Here is a 16,838-nt window from a genome sequence, read left to right on the forward strand (position 1 = left end):
GTGATGGAAATCGACGGAAGAGACGAAAGCTTAATAAATCCGGAACTTGATATAAATGAAACGAAATTACACAACAGCCTAAGACAAAAAGCCTGGGATGAAACCATCACTAAAGACAGCTGGATGGTTTTTAAAGTCATGGCTGAATTTGTAGACGGCTATGAAAAACTGGCCAAAATAGGTCCATGTGTTTCCATTTTCGGATCTGCAAGGTTAAAGCCCCAAAGTAAATATTACAAGATGGCGGTAGAAATTGCAGAAAAAATCACCCAGATTGGCTTTGGAATCATTACGGGAGGTGGTCCCGGAATTATGGAGGCAGGAAATAAAGGAGCTTTCAATGCACAGGGGAAATCAATCGGATTAAATATTGATCTCCCTTTTGAACAGCATTTCAATCCTTATATCAATAAATCGTATTCCATGAATTTCGATTATTTCTTTGTAAGAAAAGTAATGTTTGTAAAATATTCTCAGGGTTTTGTAGTAATGCCCGGAGGATTTGGAACTCTAGATGAGCTGACAGAAGCAATGACACTTATTCAGACGAATAAAATCGGAAAATTTCCTATCGTATTGGTAGGATCTGATTTCTGGGGAGGTTTATTAGACTGGTTTAAAGAAACGTTATTAAAAGACGGAATGATTTCTGAAGGAGATCTTGATTTATACCGTGTGGTAGATACTGCCGATGAAGCCGTAGCGCATATTAAGGCATTTTATGATAAGTATTCTGTAAATGTTAATTTTTAATTGGCATATTATTTGTGACCTATAAATAGCAAGCATGATTGTAAATCTATTAATTAAGATGAAAAAACTTTTATATATCTTAGGAATATTAACATTTTTTGTGTTGATGAGTTTTATGAATGTAGACTTTTTCTCTTCGATGACGAAAGTGGATTATATAGATGGAAGCAAGACATTAAAGTTTACCACAAAGATGAATACCAATCATATTTCAGATGCCATAAAAATCAATTCGAATACAGCCGGATTTGAAGCAGAGGTTAAAAAATATGTAAATAATAATTTTGATGTGTATGTTAATGGCTCTCCAAAAACGATAACATTCACCGGAAGTCAGGTAAGCGGAGAAACTGTATGGGTATATTTTGAAACCGGAGGTGTTTCTGATATTAATACCTTAAAGATTAAAAACACGATCCTTTTAAGCGCTTTTCCTAAACAGGTAAATCTGGTAAACATTGCCTATAAAGGAAGCCAGAAAACAATGAGCTTCCAGAGAGGAAAAGAAGTCAATGAGGTTTCTTTTTAAACGAATTTAATTTTGAATAAATCAATCCCTGTTTCAGTTTTGAAACAGGGATTTTTTGTGGAGTTTAAACTGCTCTTCTTTCAAATCCGGAAACCTTATTTCAATATGACTATACTTTAAGATATGAATATTGTTCTGCGCGATGAGACAATCCCATTTTATTTACGAAAACTCATGATTATTTGACATTTTTATTTTAATTTTATCGCATTGATATTTTTCAATTGTACCGTTATAGAAAGCCTTTCACCATCATTATCATAAATGAAAAGGGGAAAGATTACTCTTTAAAATTAAACCTCCCATAAAAATAAGGCGGAACCGAAAAGCCAAACGAGTAGGATAACGAAACAATTAAACCATGAATCTATCAATGAAAAACTTTTTAAAGTATTTTTTACTTTTAACAACGTTCACATTTTCTGTAGCCTGTAGCTCAGACAGAGACGAAAACATCGAAGAAACACCAAGTGATGTTACGAGTGTATTCTACAAAAATGCTGATGAATTTGCCGCTACTTATGATACGAGCGGAACTTTAAGCCAGGCTATCAAAGATCAGGCATTTGAATTATACAAACAGGGAAAATGGGGTGAACTGGAGACGCTGTTTAAAAATAATAATTTAAATGGAGGCTGGCCACCTGCTAACGGTGGATATAATATTGTGGACGATATCACTTTCTCTGCCGGGCAAAAATACGACCGATACAGTGGGGCTGTCGGAAACTATACAGGAACAGGAACACCTACACTGGGGGGAAGTTTCACAAGCCCGATTATCAATGGATATACTTACACTTTTACACAAAGAGCACTTAATCAGTCTGAGGACAAATATGATTTTTATTATGAGATCGAGGTCTTAAATAATTTATTACCTTTCAAAGGTCAGACAGCAGATATTATTCCTTGGTTTGGCCAGGTGGGTAAAGGAAAGCAGACCATGTGGAAAATCCCGATCGATATCACAACAGGCTATCAGAAAACATGGAATAAACTTGCGCAGGAAGGCTATGTAAAAGTAACCATCAAAAAAAGTCCGAGTGGAAAATATCCTAATTTGGCAGGTACCGTAGTTCAGTAATAAAACAACCCAGATGTATTCAATATCAAATAAAATAAGCCTTGGAAAGCAGGCTTCCGTTACTAAAAACAATTTCAGCAATGACGAAATCATTCCATCTGCTGTGGTAAAGTTTACATGTTGCGACTGTGGTCATGAAAATGTTGTTGAGATCAAACCTTATGAAACAGGCTTTCCTGTTTTCCAACTTTTCCATGAAGATAAAGTCTTATCCAAAAATGAATTGCTTGAGAACAGATTGGTTTCCGAGACTCCAAAAAACATGATTCACTTTGGCGAATTAACAGTCAATAATTTACCAACTTTATATTTTGGAACCAGCTGTATTTCATGCCATTCTAAATATATCTGTGTATTCAGTTATGGAGAAAAACAACCGGGACTGACTTTACTTACTATTTCCGGGATCTGGAAATATAATTAAATCCAAGCAAAGTACCAGTAAGAAATAAAAACCACAACTTTTCGGTTGTGGTTTTTTATTTTAATTAAATAGAAACTAATATTTATCCATTATCATATCCCATAGGAAACCAAATCCCTCTAAAAACGGGTGAATTCATATTAGGCAAAACATCGTTATTATCAAGATCTGTAATCTTAATATTTTCTACCACATTTAAAATAGGAGGCAACCTATCTCTAAATATTTTTTCTTTTAATATATTTAAGGCATCCTCTTTTGATATAGCAGTAACTCCACAGCCCAATTTAAGTCCTCCAGGAGGATTTTTATAATTTTCAAAATCAAATACAAACCAAAACCTTATCATAAGCATTTCCTTTATTATTAATCGTCAAAAGCGACCTCAGCAATTGTGTTCCTTATATTTATCCTATATAAAATAATTTAACGGACTCATACTGCTCTCCCGACAACAAATTACACAAATAATTATCCCTGACAAAAATTTTAAAAATATTCACTTATTTTATTTCATTAATTTTCACAAAAATAGAAAAGGCGAACCATTTGGTTCGCCTTTTCTTTATGATTTAAAAGTCAATTTTATTGAGCTTTAATTTTAAAATCATCAATCTCCCATGTTGCAGCAGCAGTAGCAGTAGAGGTATATTTAAATGCTATTCTTACATTTTTACCTAAGAAAGCACTTAAATCTACGTTTCCAGAGCTTACCCAATCTCCAAATGCAGCAGTATTGGTATCTAAAGTTGCCGGTAACTGTACCCAAGTGGTAGTCGACGGAGTTCCAGTATAATTTTCTGTCGCGTAAACCTGTATAGCATTTCCTGAATATCTAACGTCTGTTGTAAAGTTAACAACCGCTTTTGTTTTTCCTACTAAGCTTACCGATTTTGAAATCAACCAGTCTTCGTTTACGTTATTTAAAACACCGGTCATAACAGCATAATAATTTGATCCGTTCCCTTGATTGGAAGTTGTCCAAACCTGAGGTCCGGCAACATTTACTGTCGTCCAGTCTGAACTGAAACCTCCTGCAGCAAAAGCATCACCATAAATTACAGGGAGCGGTGTATAAACTGTTCCGTCACATCTAGGATTATCTAAATCAACGTTAGCCAATCTTGTAATCCATAGCTGATAAGTACCGTTAAATGCACTTAAAATAGCATACACATCACCTTTACCTCCTTCAATTTCTGTGGTACCGGGTTTCATTGGCGTTGCACTTGTTCCGAAATCTGCAAGTCCGCTTGTTCTCAGTGTCACTTTATTTCCTGAACAGTCTTCCAGTGTTCTGTTTGAAGTAGCACTTCCATCTGTATAAGTTTTACCTAAATCTCCATCAATGAACTGAAGGTCTTTAATTTTAATCCATCTTCCTACATCTGCAGCAGTAAGCTGAGAAATTGTTCTTTCTGTTGGAACTACAGCTCTTGAAGGCGAATTGGTATCAAAGAAATATTTGTAAATATTTACTTCCTCGATTTGTCCAAACTGAGTATCACTGTTGAATAATGCACCCAATTGAATTTCACCGCTCACGTTTCTTACATAAAGGTTCTTAAGTTTAATATAAACATCTTTCCCTAATCTGAAACGGTTATCAAGATATAAATCAACTTTATTGATGTTTACTCTTAAACCTCCTGTTGCATCTTCAATATACAGATACTTATATAGATTTCCGGTTTCGTCATTAGCCACCACCTGAGCTTTCACATAGAAATCTCCTGTAATCTGATTCCAGTTTCCTCCGGTATACATTTGCTTGATCTCAGCAATTGTTTTTGCCGTCAACCCGTTTGCACTAAATTCACAAGGATTGGATGCAATACCATCAAGACGAGGGAAATTATTCATCTCCAAATCCGTAACCTTATTAATATACATCTGATAAGTTGTGTTGAATTTGCTGTAAATCCCTACAAACTTACCATTTCCTGAAGGTAAAATCTGATTTGCAAAAGAGGCATAACCACTATTTCTAACCACTCTGGTTGTAGCTGTACTGTTATCTCTGATTACTCTGTCAACAGTAACTCCGTTTGGAGCATAGTTTGCACATAATACTCTGCTGTCAAACTCTGCATTATCCATTTGGATAAGACACCCGATGTACTGGTCGTTAGCAGAAACCATTTGCGCTGAAGTCATAATCTTAGGAACAATCTTTTCTCTGACCGTACAAGATCTGAAAATCTTCGAAGGAACAGATTTTTCAGGGATTCTCAGTACCGAAGTTGTACTTGTAGGATCTTTTACACCCAACTGTACTACTCCACCGTAAGTTCCCAATGAAAGACCTGCCAGTTTAATATACACTTTAGATCCCTGTGGATACTGAGTATATGAACTTACCATATCTACACTGATTACGAAACCCTGTGTAGGATCTACAGCTTTATCCTGAATATAGATTGTTTTATAAATATTTCCTGTTTCATCCGTTGAAGAAACATACCCTTCTACAACATCTGTAGAATTATCCGGGAAAGTATAAACGGTGTTTGTATATTTTGCTCTAAGCTCCGTCAATGTCATTGTCTTTACAAGATCTGCACACTGAAAGTTCTCCAGATTAGGTTCGTCGTATTTATCATCATGCACACATCCCGTTATAAAAAGAGAAGCCATCACAATGAAAATATATTTTAATATTGAATTATATTGTTTCATAGTAGTTGTATTAGAATCTTAGATAAACGTTTGTAAAGAATGTTCTTCCTCTGTCATACCAAAGTTTTGGTCCGAAGTATGGAGTCTCTCTCTGTGCATCCTGAAGAGCATCAGTAAAGTTTACATTTCTTCCCTGCTCAAATCCTCCTGTTACATAATTTCTGTTATTCAGAATATTATTTACAGAAATACTGATCCCCATTCTGTATTTACCAAACTGGAAAGATTTTCCTGCGTTGGCATTCAGCATAAACTGATTGTCGAATTTCTTTTGAGCCGTAATCTGCTGGATAAGCTCAGGCGTTACTCCCGGATAAGGATCATTCGTCAGTGGGTTGGTATACATATAAGGTGTCTTATTCAATGCTGATAAGTCTAAATACTGATCCATTAAATAATTTGCAGAAGCACCTACCCACCAATACTGAGATGAGTTATACTTTAATCCAAAAGAGAAAGCCGACTGCGGAGTTCCTGCCACTTTATAATCTTTAATATTGGCATTACCCCAAACGTTGGTTCCTCTGAATCCGTTAAGGTCATCAAAAGTTGAAACCTCAGGATTGTTGGTGTACTTATATTGTCCTACACTCGCTACCCCAACTGCATTTAAAGTAGGTGTAATTTTCACGTCAAAACCTAGTTCTGCTCCGATGTATCTTTTGTTTACACCACTCATTGCTTCGTTCACCAAAGTACTGAATGAATTTCCTAAAGTACCATCATTTACGTCAGCATAATATCTTGAAATTTCAGTAGCATTACTGATCGTTGTATAATAACCTGACAATCTTAATTTCAGGATCTGACCTCTCATAATGTAGCTCAAATCATTAGAGTTGATAATCTGGTTTTTAACGCCCGGAGTTACATAATCCACCATTCTCGGGTTGATGTAGATCTCGTTAAGGGTCGGTGCCAGACTGAAGAATGCTCCGTTATAAACGATAAAGTTTTTTCCGTTGATTTTATAGGTAATTTTACCTTTAATCCCTGCATCTAGAGCATCATAAACAGCACTTTTACCTTTAGAATTATCTCTGAATCTTAAAATCCCGCTTCTAAAATCACCTTCTCTGTATGCTTCCGAATAAGAAGAGAAAATAGAGGCGACGAAGTTCCATTTTGCAAAATCAACCTCGGAAGAGATGTTTAATGAATAGTGATTTCTTGTTAATTCGTAAGAATACTGTGTTCTGTCACCCTCTCTTACCTTTTCATTATCATTATCGGCATCATATCTTACATCATTATTAAAAGCATTAAGGTTATAAGCATAGTTAGCTCCTAACAGATCTTTAACTCTTCTAAAGTTATCAGATTTTAAGTTCTGATAATTGAAGTTGATATTCAATTTCCAGTTGTCCTGTAATCTTGTATCAAAGTGGGATGCCCAATTGAAAGTTTTATCTTTATTTACATCTTCTACGATAGTATAAACAGCCCCTCTTTCATTTCCGTTCATATCATATTTATTGATATTATTGGCATTATAAAGTGATGCCCAGTCAATTTGGGATCTCTCTCTGAATTCGTCAGCTGAATAAATTCCGTAGCTTGGTAATTTTCTGTAGTATGTTGGATTCGGATCTGATGCGTGGAACCAGTCTAATCTGCTTCTCGCATCGCTTCCGATTTGATAGGAAACCGTATTTGTCCAGTTTGAATTTTTACCGATTTTCAAATAATCGGTTAACATAAACATAGGTTCGAAAACCTTTCTGATTCTTGAGTTTCTTTGCTCTCCGTCTTGCCATCCCCAATACGAATTATAGTCTTTTCCCATAATATCATACACTTCCTGAGTATTCGGAGAGTTTGATGCTCTGTAAGTGGGAGAACCGAAGGCTGTTAAATTGATCGAGTGTCTGTCACTGAATTTCTTCTCAATAGAGCCAAAGTATGCATACGCATCCTGATAAACACCATCAATGATTGCATTGTCACCCCATCTTCTGCTGGCAGAGAAAGTAAATGCCCAGCCTTTCTTCGAAAGACCTGAAGAATAAGTTGCCATCAATCTGTGTAAATAACTTCTGTTTGTAAATGAATACGCCAGTGAAGTTTGTTTTCTGTAGCTTGAAGCCCTGGTATTGTAATAAACAACCCCACCCAGATTCCCGAAAGTATACTCCGAAGGGGTAATATTATCTACATTTTCATAAGGGTATCTCGTCACATCATTAAGACCTCCCCAGTTGCTGAAGTCTATTCTGCCGTCATCATTTTTAGACATCGAAACCCCGTTAAAAACAACGTCCTCAAATCTATTATCTACCCCTCTCGGTCTGAACCAATATGCTCCCAACTCAAAAGCAGAAACATTTTGGAAAGCATCTCTTCCGGAACTTAAAAGTCCCACAGTAGGCTGCATAGCAGAACCTCCATCTTCAGTGTCGTTTGCAGAATCATCAATCACAACAACTCCTGCATCTGATCCTACACTGTAATTAAGTGTAATCACACCTAAGTCTTTTCTCTTCTCATCATCTGTTACATCAAATTCCAGAATTTTAGATTCGTAACTTGATTTTGTAACAGTAATAAGATAATGGCCAGGTTTTAAATCCACAAACTGGAAGTACCCAATTTTATCCGCGGTTACGTCATCGCTGGATTGTGCTAGATCTACTTCTGCTCTCTCTACAGGCTTACCATCCTGATCCTTAACATATGCATAAACAGTAGTTTGCGCAAAGTAATAGGATGCCGGAAGTAATGTAAACAAAGAGATTAGGGATAGTTTTTTAATCATAATAAACTTATTTTTAACTCCTTCTTTATTTAAGGGGCAACAAATTTAGAACTATTTTCATTAACTCAAACATTTTTAATATTTTATTCTATTAATTTTTCTTAACGCACTACTATTTCGATAAAAAAACAAGCTGTTTATCATCAATTGCAAAAATGAACTCATATGAATATTTTTAACATTACGGTAGAATTACATTAAATAATTTATCATTATAAAAGAAACATTTTAAATAATTTATTTTATTAATCTTTGTTAAGGTTAACTATTTTCTTCAAAACTGTAAACCACAGACTTTTAATTAGTAAAAAAGGATTGTTAAAATATTTTTAACTTCATTCTTATATAAAATTAGTATTTTTAACCCCTTAAATTTTTGAATATACCTAAGAGAATGAAAAAATATCTAATCGCTGCTGCAGTTTTTTGCTACGGATTTGCGTTTTCACAACAAAAGCAAGTAAAAAGAGCTGCTGTAGGTTTTTTGAACGTAGAAAACCTTTGGGACATTGTTCCTTCTGCGGATTATATAGACGGAACACTATCTGTTTCTAATCCTGCATTCCACAGAAGTGTACCGATCGACTCTCTGAAGTTTTTAGAAACAACAGAAGATTACAAAGGGGAATGGAATGACGAGCTTCTGAAAGGCAAAAAAGTGATTCGCCATCAGATTTTAGCAGATGATTTCACCGAAAACAGCCCAAAAAGATGGGGCACGAAGTTTTACAACCAAAAACTTGAAAACGAAGCTAAAGTTATTTCCGAACTGGGAAGACAATATACCAATGACAACCCTGCTATCTGCGGATTGATCGAAGTTGAAAACAGACAGGTTATCGAAGACCTGATCAAGCAGCCGGCTTTAGCAAAAAGCAATTACGGAATTGTTCATTTCAATTCTTATGATTCAAGAGGTATCGATGTGGCAATTATTTATCAAAAAGGAAGATTCTCTGTCTTGAATTCATACAAAAAGGAAATTAAAATCTTCAACGAAGACGGAAGAAGAGAATATACGAGAGATATTGTAGTTGCAATCGGTTTATTAGATGGTGAAAAAGTAGCTGTTTTAATGAACCACTGGCCTTCAAGAAGAGGTGGTGAAGCTATTTCACAAGCCAAAAGAAATGCTGCAGCCACTGTACTGAAAACAGAAATGGACAAAATCACCGCTGAAAATCCGGGAATCAAAATTTTCTCAATGGGTGACTATAACGATGACCCTGTAAGTCCGAGTTTGAAAAAATATCTAAGCGCAGTGGGAGATTCGAGCGAATTATCTGATAAATATCCTTATTATAATTTAATGTATAAATTGTTTAAGGCAGGCGTGGCTTCTCTTGCTTACAGAGATGCTCCGAATTTGTTTGACCAGATTATTGTTTCAAAGAATTTATATTCTCCTGAAAAAATTACTCCGACTTACAGTATCTTCAAGGCCGAAATCTACGCTCCGTCTTATTTAGTTAATAAAGAAGGGCAATGGAAAGGATATCCTCTACGTTCTTGGGACGGTGACAGGTTCACCGGAGGTTACAGTGACCACTTTCCGGCAGTTTCAATTGTCCAGAAAGAATACATAAAAAAATAATTCAAAAATAATGACTGTCTCAAAAGGACAGTCTTTTTTTATAAAATAAGCACTACACAAGCACATATTTTATGCTATTCTTCGCAATAGAATGTTTTTTGTAAATATTTTAAAAATTATTTAAAATTTTAATTAGTTTTGTAAATCACCAAATGTTGAAATTTGTTGATCAAAACTAATAATCTAAAATTCCAATTAAATATTTATTTATGAAAAAAGCATTTTTTGCATTCTCAGTATTGCTAACAGGTTTAGTATCTGCACAAATTTTCACACCTACCGGATCGGTAGACGGACCTACTTCAGATCCATCAACCGGATTTATCGGTATCGGAACTAAAAATCCCGACGCTTTCTTAACAGTGAAAGGCGGCATCCATGCTGAAGAAGTAAAAGTAGACACCAACGTTCCACCCGATTACGTATTTCAAAAATACTATACAGGAACTTCAGTACTATGGCCAGAATATCAGATGCCAACTTTAGAAGAAATTGAAAAATTCACAAAAGACAACCATCACCTTCCGGAAATTCCATCTGCTAAGGAAATACAGCAAAACGGCATGGATCTGGGACAAATGAGCAAGCTTCTTTTACAAAAAGTTGAAGAACTTACTTTATATACCATAGAGCAGAATAAGCTGATTAAAGAACAACAAAAAAGGATTGAAGCTTTAGAGAGCCAAAGCAAATCTAAAAAATAATTCATTAAAGTTTTACCATTAAAAAATTAATGAATTATGAAAAAAATACTAGTACTCGCTTTATTAATAAGCCTGTTTTCATGGAATAGATCATATTCCCAGTCCGTAGGAGCTGATATTGTGATTGTCATAGACAATTCTTATTATCAACTTAGTGATCCCAGTTACCAGATTGTGAAGTCTTCTGCCGGGAAATTAGTAGAAACTTTACTGAACTGTAACAGCAACAACAGAGTGGCCGTTGCCCAGTATGGCATGAGCCAGCTAAGCGACCCACAAACTGCACCGTATTACTTTCCAAAGGTTTATCTTGAATCCGATTTTACTACCGATCCCTTGACTGCATTAAGTTTCAGCAGGAGATTTAACAGTGGCGGATCTATGTTTCATGAAACTCTGGGACTTCTTGAAAATGCTTTAACCGGTACAGCCAATCCGGCTATTGTAAGTCCTGTAGGATCTTTAAGCCGAAATCCGGCAGTTCCTCTTATTTTTGTTTTATTTACAACTTCTGAGCGTAATACCGGAGGATGGGGAGGCGGCTATCTTGTAAATTATTATTCTACCAATTATGCGTCAAATAATAACGCCAAGTTTCAGAATGTTGTAAACCTTAAAAATAATATGGGAGCGAACTTTGCTGTCGTATTATACAACAGCAATCAAACGGCAATTGATGCAGCTGCAACAATTGCAAGCACAGGAGGCTCTTATTACGGAATAACAGAATCCTACGATATAGATCCTGATGGAGGTCATACTCCAAGAATACTTCTTCAGAAGCCGCTGTATAATTTTCAATTGACCCAGAGCGAAATTACAGATATGGCAACTGCAATTTGCACCATTTTACCCGCCAAAGCCAAATTCTATTTCGAACCTCGCGAATGGTGTTACGGACAAGACTATCCGCTACCTGTATTTGGAACAATAGCACTACCACAAGGCGCAAGCGTATCGAATATAAAATTAAGGACTAGAAATATTTTCACGGGAGCAGTTTATCCTGCCAACACAGTAGGATCAGTGGTTGGAAATGATTTTTCCTTTTTTATAAATCAGGGAGATTTAACCAACCCGCAAACCGGGGCATATCAGTTTGAAGTTTATCTTGAATACACCAACGGATTAACGACCGGATCTGTGGTAAACACCAATTCATATCCTTTTTTCAACTATGATTTAAGTTATGACTGCTGCAATGGGAATGACGTCTATGTAACAAATCCTGTACTCCCTTCATCGTCAGATTCACAAGCTTCTATGGGAGGATTGGTAGCCAATAACATTATTTATAACACTGCTACAGCCAGCTACCATGCAGGTGATTATGTGATACTGAAAGATGGGTTTTATGCACGGTCCGGATCTGATGTTCACATATTTGCAAAACCTTGTTTCCAGCAAGGCAGCCGAAATGCAAATATTTCAAATAGTACATCTACTCAAGGACCAACTTTGATGACAAGTACAGGACCAGCTCCGGCTATAAAAACCATTAAAGTATCTCCGAATCCTAACAATGGTTTATTTAAAATAATTTTAGATAAATCCGAAACCGGAACTCTTCAGATTGCAGATATGAATGGAAAAACGGTATTAGAAAAATCGTTTAGTAATGAAAAAGAGATCAGTGTAAGCTTAGAAAGGCAACTCAGCGGCACATATATCATAAAAGCAATTACCAAAAGTGGAATTTCTACCGGAAAAACAATTAAAAAATAAAGGTTAATAAAAAAGGTTCAGAGCAATTCTGAACCTTTTCATTTTATAATAGCTAAAAATTATTTGTTGAATAATTCCTCTACTTTATCCCAGTTTACTACAGAGAAGAACGCTGCTACATAGTCAGGTCTTCTGTTTTGATAGTTTAAATAATAAGCGTGCTCCCAAACATCAAGTCCTAGAACCGGAGTTCCTTTCACGTCTGCAACAGGCATTAACGGGTTATCCTGGTTTGGAGTTGAAGATACGGAAACAGAACCGTCAGCATTTTTTATCAACCAAGCCCATCCTGATCCAAATCTTGTTTTAGCAGCATCCGAAAAATCAGTTTTGAATTTTTCCAGACCTCCGTAAGCTTCGATAGCAGCTTTCACATTTCCTACTGGCTCATTGCTTCCTCCAGGAGTTAAGATTTCCCAGAACAAAGAGTGGTTAAAATGTCCTCCTCCATTGTTTCTTACCGCTGGTTTATCAGTTCCTGTCTGGCAGATCTCTTCTATAGTTTTTCCTTCTAAATCAGTTCCTTTAATGGCATTATTTAAATTGTCGATATATGCCTGGTGGTGCTTTGTATGGTGGATTTCCATAGTTTTTGCATCAATTGTTGGCTCTAAAGCATCGTAAGCATATCCTAATTTTGGTAATTCAAATGACATAATTATTATTTTTAATGTTATAAACCAAAGTTAGCCATAAATTAAGCTATATTCAAAAAATGGAGATTACTTTAATAAATCTTTAACATTGATATATTGATTTAGAATAATTTTAATTTCTGAGGAAGCAAGTCGGATGCGGGAAGATGGACGTTTTTGAAGTTTGAAAACAGTCTTTTTGCTTTTAATATAAAATTAATTTTTTAAATTAAAATTTAATAATACAAAAAAATAAAACGCAATCATTAAAAACTTCCATCGCTTTTCTTCCAGCCAAAAAAAACCAACAAAAAAGCACGAACCCAAAGGTCCGTGCTTCTCATTAACAATATTAAATTAATTTATTTATTCATAGACATCAGGAATTCCTCGTTATTACGGGTTCCTTTGATGTTTTTACTTACAAATTCCATAGCTTCTACAGGATTCATTTCAGAAAGATACTTTCTTAAAATCCACATTCTCTGCGAAGTCACTTCATCCAGAAGAAGATCATCTCTACGGGTGCTTGAAGCAACCAGATCAATCGCCGGATAAATTCTTCTGTTAGCAATTTTTCTGTCTAACTGAAGTTCCATATTACCCGTTCCTTTGAATTCTTCAAAGATTACTTCATCCATTTTAGAACCCGTATCAATAAGAGCTGTTGCAATAATCGTCAATGAACCGCCACCTTCGATTTTTCTTGCTGCTCCGAAGAATCTTTTCGGTTTGTGAAGAGCATTCGCATCAACCCCACCCGATAAAACTTTACCTGAAGCTGGGGTAACAGTATTATAAGCTCTTGCCAATCTGGTAATTGAGTCTAATAAAATCACAACATCATGTCCGCATTCAACCATTCTTTGAGCTTTTGCTAAAACAAGGTTGGCTACTTTCACATGTTTTTCAGCTGCTTCATCAAATGTAGATGCAATTACTTCTGCATTTACACTTCTTTCCATATCGGTAACCTCTTCCGGACGTTCGTCAATAAGAAGTACCATCATATACACCTCGGGGTGATTGGAAGCAATTGAATTGGCAATATCTTTAAGTAACATTGTTTTACCCGTTTTTGGCTGGGCTACAATCATTGCTCTCTGTCCTTTTCCGATAGGAGCAATTAAATCAACAATTCTTGTGGACATTGTAGAATTATTTCCTGTCAGATTAAATTTCTCTTCCGGGAAAAGCGGGGTAAGATATTCAAAAGCAACACGGTCTTTAATAAAAGCAAGATCACGTCCGTTAACTTCTGTTGGTTTTAGTAAAGAGAAATATTTTTCACCTTCTTTTGGAAGTCTTACAATACCTCTTACTGTATCTCCTGTTTTTAAACCAAAATTTCTGATTTGTGCCGTCGAAACATACACATCATCCGGTGACGAAATATAACTGAAATCCGACGAACGTAAAAATCCGTAGTTATCAGGTAAAATTTCCAAAACACCTTCGATACTTACCATACCGTCGAAACTGAACTCTTTTTTGTGCTCGTGGTGTTCCTCCTGTCTCTCAGAATGCTGTTGTCTATTCTGATTTTGGTTTTGATTCGGGTTTTGATTTTGATTTCTATGTTGGTTTCCGCTGTTTTGCGGATGATTTTGTCCTTTTTGAGGTCTAGCCTGAGTTTGTTGTTGAGGGATGTTAGGCTTTTCTTCTGCTGGAGCAGATTCCTGAGGTTCTGTGTTTTTAGGAGCTTCTGTTTTGGGTTGAGGGGATTCGGTATTACCGTTTTCCGCTACAGGAAGTCTTTTTCTTTTTCTCTTCGCTGCGTTAGCATTTGAAGTTTCATCTGTGATTGTTTCTGCTTTTACCTCTTCAGGCTCTTCAGCTTTTACTTCTTCGGAAACAATTTCTTTTTCTTCTGTTTTTATTTCTGCTGTTACCTTTGGTTCTGCAGCAGGTTTTGCCGCCGGGGCCTTAGGTTTTGCTGCAGGTTTCTTTGGAGCAGCTTTTTTCACAGGCGCTTTGGCTGGTTTTTCAGCGGGCGCTTCCTCAGTATTCATACTGGCTTCTGTGGCGTTGAAATAATCTTTGGCAACTTTAGGGTTAGAAGCTTGAAAGTCAAGAATAGCAAAGATTTTATCATTCTCATTGCTGTTTCTTGCAACTTTAACGCCTAAATCCTTTAAGATTTTAGTCAGTTCCGTTACGGATTTTGACCTTAACGTTTCTATGTTAAACATATTTAATGTAAAAATGTAATTAATTGTGAGTAAGAAAAGTAAGTCCGGTGACTTTTGTTTTCAAGTACATTGTATAATGCAAATCTACACTTATTTTTGAATTGTGCAAAATTTATAGTACTTTTGCCTAGAATTTAATATTCGATGCTACAAAGAATACAGACTATATGGACTTTTTTAGCAGTTTTGGCTGCTGTGTTTCTGTTCGTTACAGGACAGGACGTCATCATTTCAGCTTCTATTCCTTTGCTGAATATAGGTTGTGTGGTACTTGTTTTGGTTGGGTTACTGAGTGTATTCAGCTTTAAAAACAGAAAGAGACAAATTTTGCTGAATAACATCAGCATCATTATAAACGCTTTGTTGATTGGTGTATTGATTTACTGGTTACAAAACTTATCCGGAGGAATGCAATTTCCTGAGAAGGGTATTGAGCCGATTTTCCCATTGATCGCGATTATCTGTTTGATTATTTCAAACGTTTATATCAAGAAAGATGAAAGGCTCGTAAAATCTGTAGACAGACTTCGATAACCGTACAACGATTTTTTGAGTAAGAACAGCTTCTTTTAGGAGCTGTTTTTTTATTTTTAAATTAATACAGATTTGATCTATATAATATGCAATCCCTGTCAAGGATTCACCAAAAAGACACATTCAGTCATCTGTGAAAATCCACAGGATTTGAAGGAGAAAGAAATAAAAAAATTTAGATGCAACATTTGCGTTTCAACTACGACATATTATTTATAAATTTGATCTAAAATGAAAAAACTAACCTATCTTACCTTTTCACTGTTTTCAGTTTTCTCCTTTGCACAGGAAGTTTCAAAAGAAAAAATCCAGACTGTATTATCGACGCTGGCTTCTGACGAAATGAAAGGACGTGAAATCGGAACTCAGGAAAATGATAATGCCGCCAATTATATTGCTACGCTTTTCAAGGAAAATAATCTAGAATACTGTACCGGAAATTCTTACTTGGTTCCATTTGATTACAAAGGAAAAACAGCTTATAATGTTTGCGGAATCAAGAAGGGAAAAACAGATAAATACCTTGGATTCTCAGGTCATTTCGATCATATCGGAACTACTAACAAAACGAATGGCGACAACATCTACAACGGGGCAGATGATGATGCAAGCGGAATCACCACACTGGTAGGAATCGCTGACTATTTTAAAAACAAAAAACCTGATTTTTCAATGGTTTTCATGGCATTCAATGGAGAAGAAAAGGGAATGCTGGGTTCAAAAGCTATTGCTAAGGATAAAAATCTCGATCCAATTTACAATAACATGACCAGTCTTTTCAATTTTGAAATGGTGGCAACAGAATCTGAATTTGGAAAAAATGCAGTATTCATGACAGGAGATGAATTTTCTGATCTGGCTGAACTCTTTAATAAAAATGCCGTGAACGGATTGAAAATAAATCCGGATCCATATGCTAAGGAACAGTTATTCTACAGATCAGACAATGTAAGTTTTGTAAAAAAGAAAATTATCGCTCATTCTATTTCCACAGCCGACATGAGTAAAATAAAACACTACCATCAGGTAAGTGATGATGTAACCGTGGTAGATTTTGATAATCTTACACAGATCATCAACAACTTCGGAAAGACATTAGAAAAACTGACTCCAAAGAATTTTGCACCTAAATATAATGACAAAGTAAGATTTTAATAAAATTTTAATCATAAAGAAAACCACCATTTTTTGGTGGTTTTTATTTTATATCAAAACAAAAAATCATCT

At 35.7% G+C, this 16,838-nt stretch carries 14 protein-coding genes; 9 read left to right on the forward strand and 5 right to left on the reverse strand.

Annotated features, from left to right (window positions below; translation table 11 throughout):
- Positions 1-3 precede the first annotated feature (3 nt).
- The 4 genes from M2373_RS19155 (at position 4) to M2373_RS19170 (ending at position 2,793) form a co-directional block, all read left to right on the forward strand.
- Positions 4-753 (forward strand): TIGR00730 family Rossman fold protein, encoded by a 750-nt coding sequence (locus M2373_RS19155; RefSeq protein ID WP_259112918.1) that lies wholly within the window; start codon positions 4-6, stop codon positions 751-753.
- A 58-nt stretch (positions 754-811) separates the two neighbouring features.
- Positions 812-1,282 (forward strand): DUF6702 family protein, encoded by a 471-nt coding sequence (locus M2373_RS19160; protein WP_259112866.1) that lies wholly within the window; start codon positions 812-814, stop codon positions 1,280-1,282.
- Positions 1,283-1,655: 373 nt separating this feature from the next.
- The gene (locus M2373_RS19165) at positions 1,656-2,369 is read left to right on the forward strand and encodes a TNT domain-containing protein (protein WP_259112867.1); all 714 of its coding nucleotides are present in this window, start codon (positions 1,656-1,658) and stop codon (positions 2,367-2,369) included.
- Between the two features lie 13 nt (positions 2,370-2,382).
- The gene (locus tag M2373_RS19170) at positions 2,383-2,793 is read left to right on the forward strand and encodes a hypothetical protein (protein ID WP_259112869.1); all 411 of its coding nucleotides are present in this window, start codon (positions 2,383-2,385) and stop codon (positions 2,791-2,793) included.
- An 82-nt stretch (positions 2,794-2,875) separates the two neighbouring features.
- On the opposite strand, the gene M2373_RS19175 is transcribed toward M2373_RS19170, so the two are convergent.
- The 3 genes from M2373_RS19175 to M2373_RS19185 all read right to left on the reverse strand — a co-directional run bounded on the left by M2373_RS19175 (position 2,876) and on the right by M2373_RS19185 (position 8,227).
- Positions 2,876-3,142, reverse strand: coding sequence for a hypothetical protein (locus M2373_RS19175; protein WP_259112870.1), 267 nt, complete (start codon positions 3,140-3,142; stop codon positions 2,876-2,878).
- A 236-nt stretch (positions 3,143-3,378) separates the two neighbouring features.
- Entirely contained in the window at positions 3,379-5,472 is a 2,094-nt protein-coding gene (locus tag M2373_RS19180; protein ID WP_259112871.1) for a DUF5689 domain-containing protein, read from the reverse strand.
- Positions 5,473-5,482: 10 nt separating this feature from the next.
- Positions 5,483-8,227 (reverse strand): carboxypeptidase-like regulatory domain-containing protein, encoded by a 2,745-nt coding sequence (locus tag M2373_RS19185; RefSeq protein WP_259112872.1) that lies wholly within the window; start codon positions 8,225-8,227, stop codon positions 5,483-5,485.
- Between the two features lie 394 nt (positions 8,228-8,621).
- Here M2373_RS19185 and M2373_RS19190 point away from each other — a divergent pair, with 394 nt between their 5' ends.
- The 3 genes from M2373_RS19190 (at position 8,622) to M2373_RS19200 (ending at position 12,250) form a co-directional block, all read left to right on the forward strand.
- Positions 8,622-9,821 carry an endonuclease gene (locus tag M2373_RS19190; protein WP_259112873.1) on the forward strand — a complete coding sequence of 400 codons (1,200 nt, stop codon included), beginning with the start codon at positions 8,622-8,624 and terminating at the stop codon, positions 9,819-9,821.
- Positions 9,822-10,030: 209 nt separating this feature from the next.
- Positions 10,031-10,525, forward strand: a complete 495-nt coding sequence (locus M2373_RS19195) for a hypothetical protein (protein WP_259112874.1) — start codon at positions 10,031-10,033, stop codon at positions 10,523-10,525.
- Between the two features lie 36 nt (positions 10,526-10,561).
- Positions 10,562-12,250 (forward strand): 3-coathanger stack domain-containing protein, encoded by a 1,689-nt coding sequence (locus M2373_RS19200; RefSeq protein WP_259112875.1) that lies wholly within the window; start codon positions 10,562-10,564, stop codon positions 12,248-12,250.
- Between the two features lie 59 nt (positions 12,251-12,309).
- Here M2373_RS19200 and M2373_RS19205 read toward each other — a convergent pair whose 3' ends face one another.
- Positions 12,310-12,906, reverse strand: a complete 597-nt coding sequence (locus M2373_RS19205; protein ID WP_055985200.1) for a superoxide dismutase — start codon at positions 12,904-12,906, stop codon at positions 12,310-12,312.
- A gap of 341 nt (positions 12,907-13,247) precedes the next feature.
- Positions 13,248-15,077, reverse strand: a complete 1,830-nt coding sequence (gene rho, locus M2373_RS19210; RefSeq protein WP_259112876.1) for a transcription termination factor Rho — start codon at positions 15,075-15,077, stop codon at positions 13,248-13,250.
- A gap of 144 nt (positions 15,078-15,221) precedes the next feature.
- On the opposite strand from rho, the gene M2373_RS19215 reads away from it, so the two are divergent.
- Together M2373_RS19215 and M2373_RS19220 are read left to right on the forward strand one after the other, a co-directional pair.
- Positions 15,222-15,611 carry a DUF4293 domain-containing protein gene (locus M2373_RS19215; protein WP_259112877.1) on the forward strand — a complete coding sequence of 130 codons (390 nt, stop codon included), beginning with the start codon at positions 15,222-15,224 and terminating at the stop codon, positions 15,609-15,611.
- Between the two features lie 231 nt (positions 15,612-15,842).
- Positions 15,843-16,766, forward strand: coding sequence for a M28 family peptidase (locus tag M2373_RS19220; RefSeq protein ID WP_259112878.1), 924 nt, complete (start codon positions 15,843-15,845; stop codon positions 16,764-16,766).
- The last annotated feature ends 72 nt before the right edge of the window (positions 16,767-16,838 follow it).

It is taken from the genome of Chryseobacterium sp. JUb7 (genome assembly GCF_024806495.1).
In the GTDB taxonomy this organism is placed as follows: domain Bacteria; phylum Bacteroidota; class Bacteroidia; order Flavobacteriales; family Weeksellaceae; genus Chryseobacterium.

Coding starts and splice junctions, on each gene's coding strand:
- M2373_RS19175 (WP_259112870.1), bottom strand. CDS start 3,142: ATGATAAGGTTTTGGTTTGTATTTGATTTTGAAAATTATAAAAATCCT.
- M2373_RS19215 (WP_259112877.1), top strand. CDS start 15,222: ATGCTACAAAGAATACAGACTATATGGACTTTTTTAGCAGTTTTGGCT.
- M2373_RS19190 (WP_259112873.1), top strand. CDS start 8,622: ATGAAAAAATATCTAATCGCTGCTGCAGTTTTTTGCTACGGATTTGCG.
- M2373_RS19155 (WP_259112918.1), top strand. CDS start 4: ATGGAAATCGACGGAAGAGACGAAAGCTTAATAAATCCGGAACTTGAT.
- M2373_RS19205 (WP_055985200.1), bottom strand. CDS start 12,906: ATGTCATTTGAATTACCAAAATTAGGATATGCTTACGATGCTTTAGAG.
- M2373_RS19165 (WP_259112867.1), top strand. CDS start 1,656: ATGAAAAACTTTTTAAAGTATTTTTTACTTTTAACAACGTTCACATTT.
- M2373_RS19160 (WP_259112866.1), top strand. CDS start 812: ATGAAAAAACTTTTATATATCTTAGGAATATTAACATTTTTTGTGTTG.
- M2373_RS19180 (WP_259112871.1), bottom strand. CDS start 5,472: ATGAAACAATATAATTCAATATTAAAATATATTTTCATTGTGATGGCT.
- M2373_RS19185 (WP_259112872.1), bottom strand. CDS start 8,227: ATGATTAAAAAACTATCCCTAATCTCTTTGTTTACATTACTTCCGGCA.
- M2373_RS19195 (WP_259112874.1), top strand. CDS start 10,031: ATGAAAAAAGCATTTTTTGCATTCTCAGTATTGCTAACAGGTTTAGTA.
- M2373_RS19170 (WP_259112869.1), top strand. CDS start 2,383: ATGTATTCAATATCAAATAAAATAAGCCTTGGAAAGCAGGCTTCCGTT.
- M2373_RS19220 (WP_259112878.1), top strand. CDS start 15,843: ATGAAAAAACTAACCTATCTTACCTTTTCACTGTTTTCAGTTTTCTCC.
- M2373_RS19200 (WP_259112875.1), top strand. CDS start 10,562: ATGAAAAAAATACTAGTACTCGCTTTATTAATAAGCCTGTTTTCATGG.
- rho (WP_259112876.1), bottom strand. CDS start 15,077: ATGTTTAACATAGAAACGTTAAGGTCAAAATCCGTAACGGAACTGACT.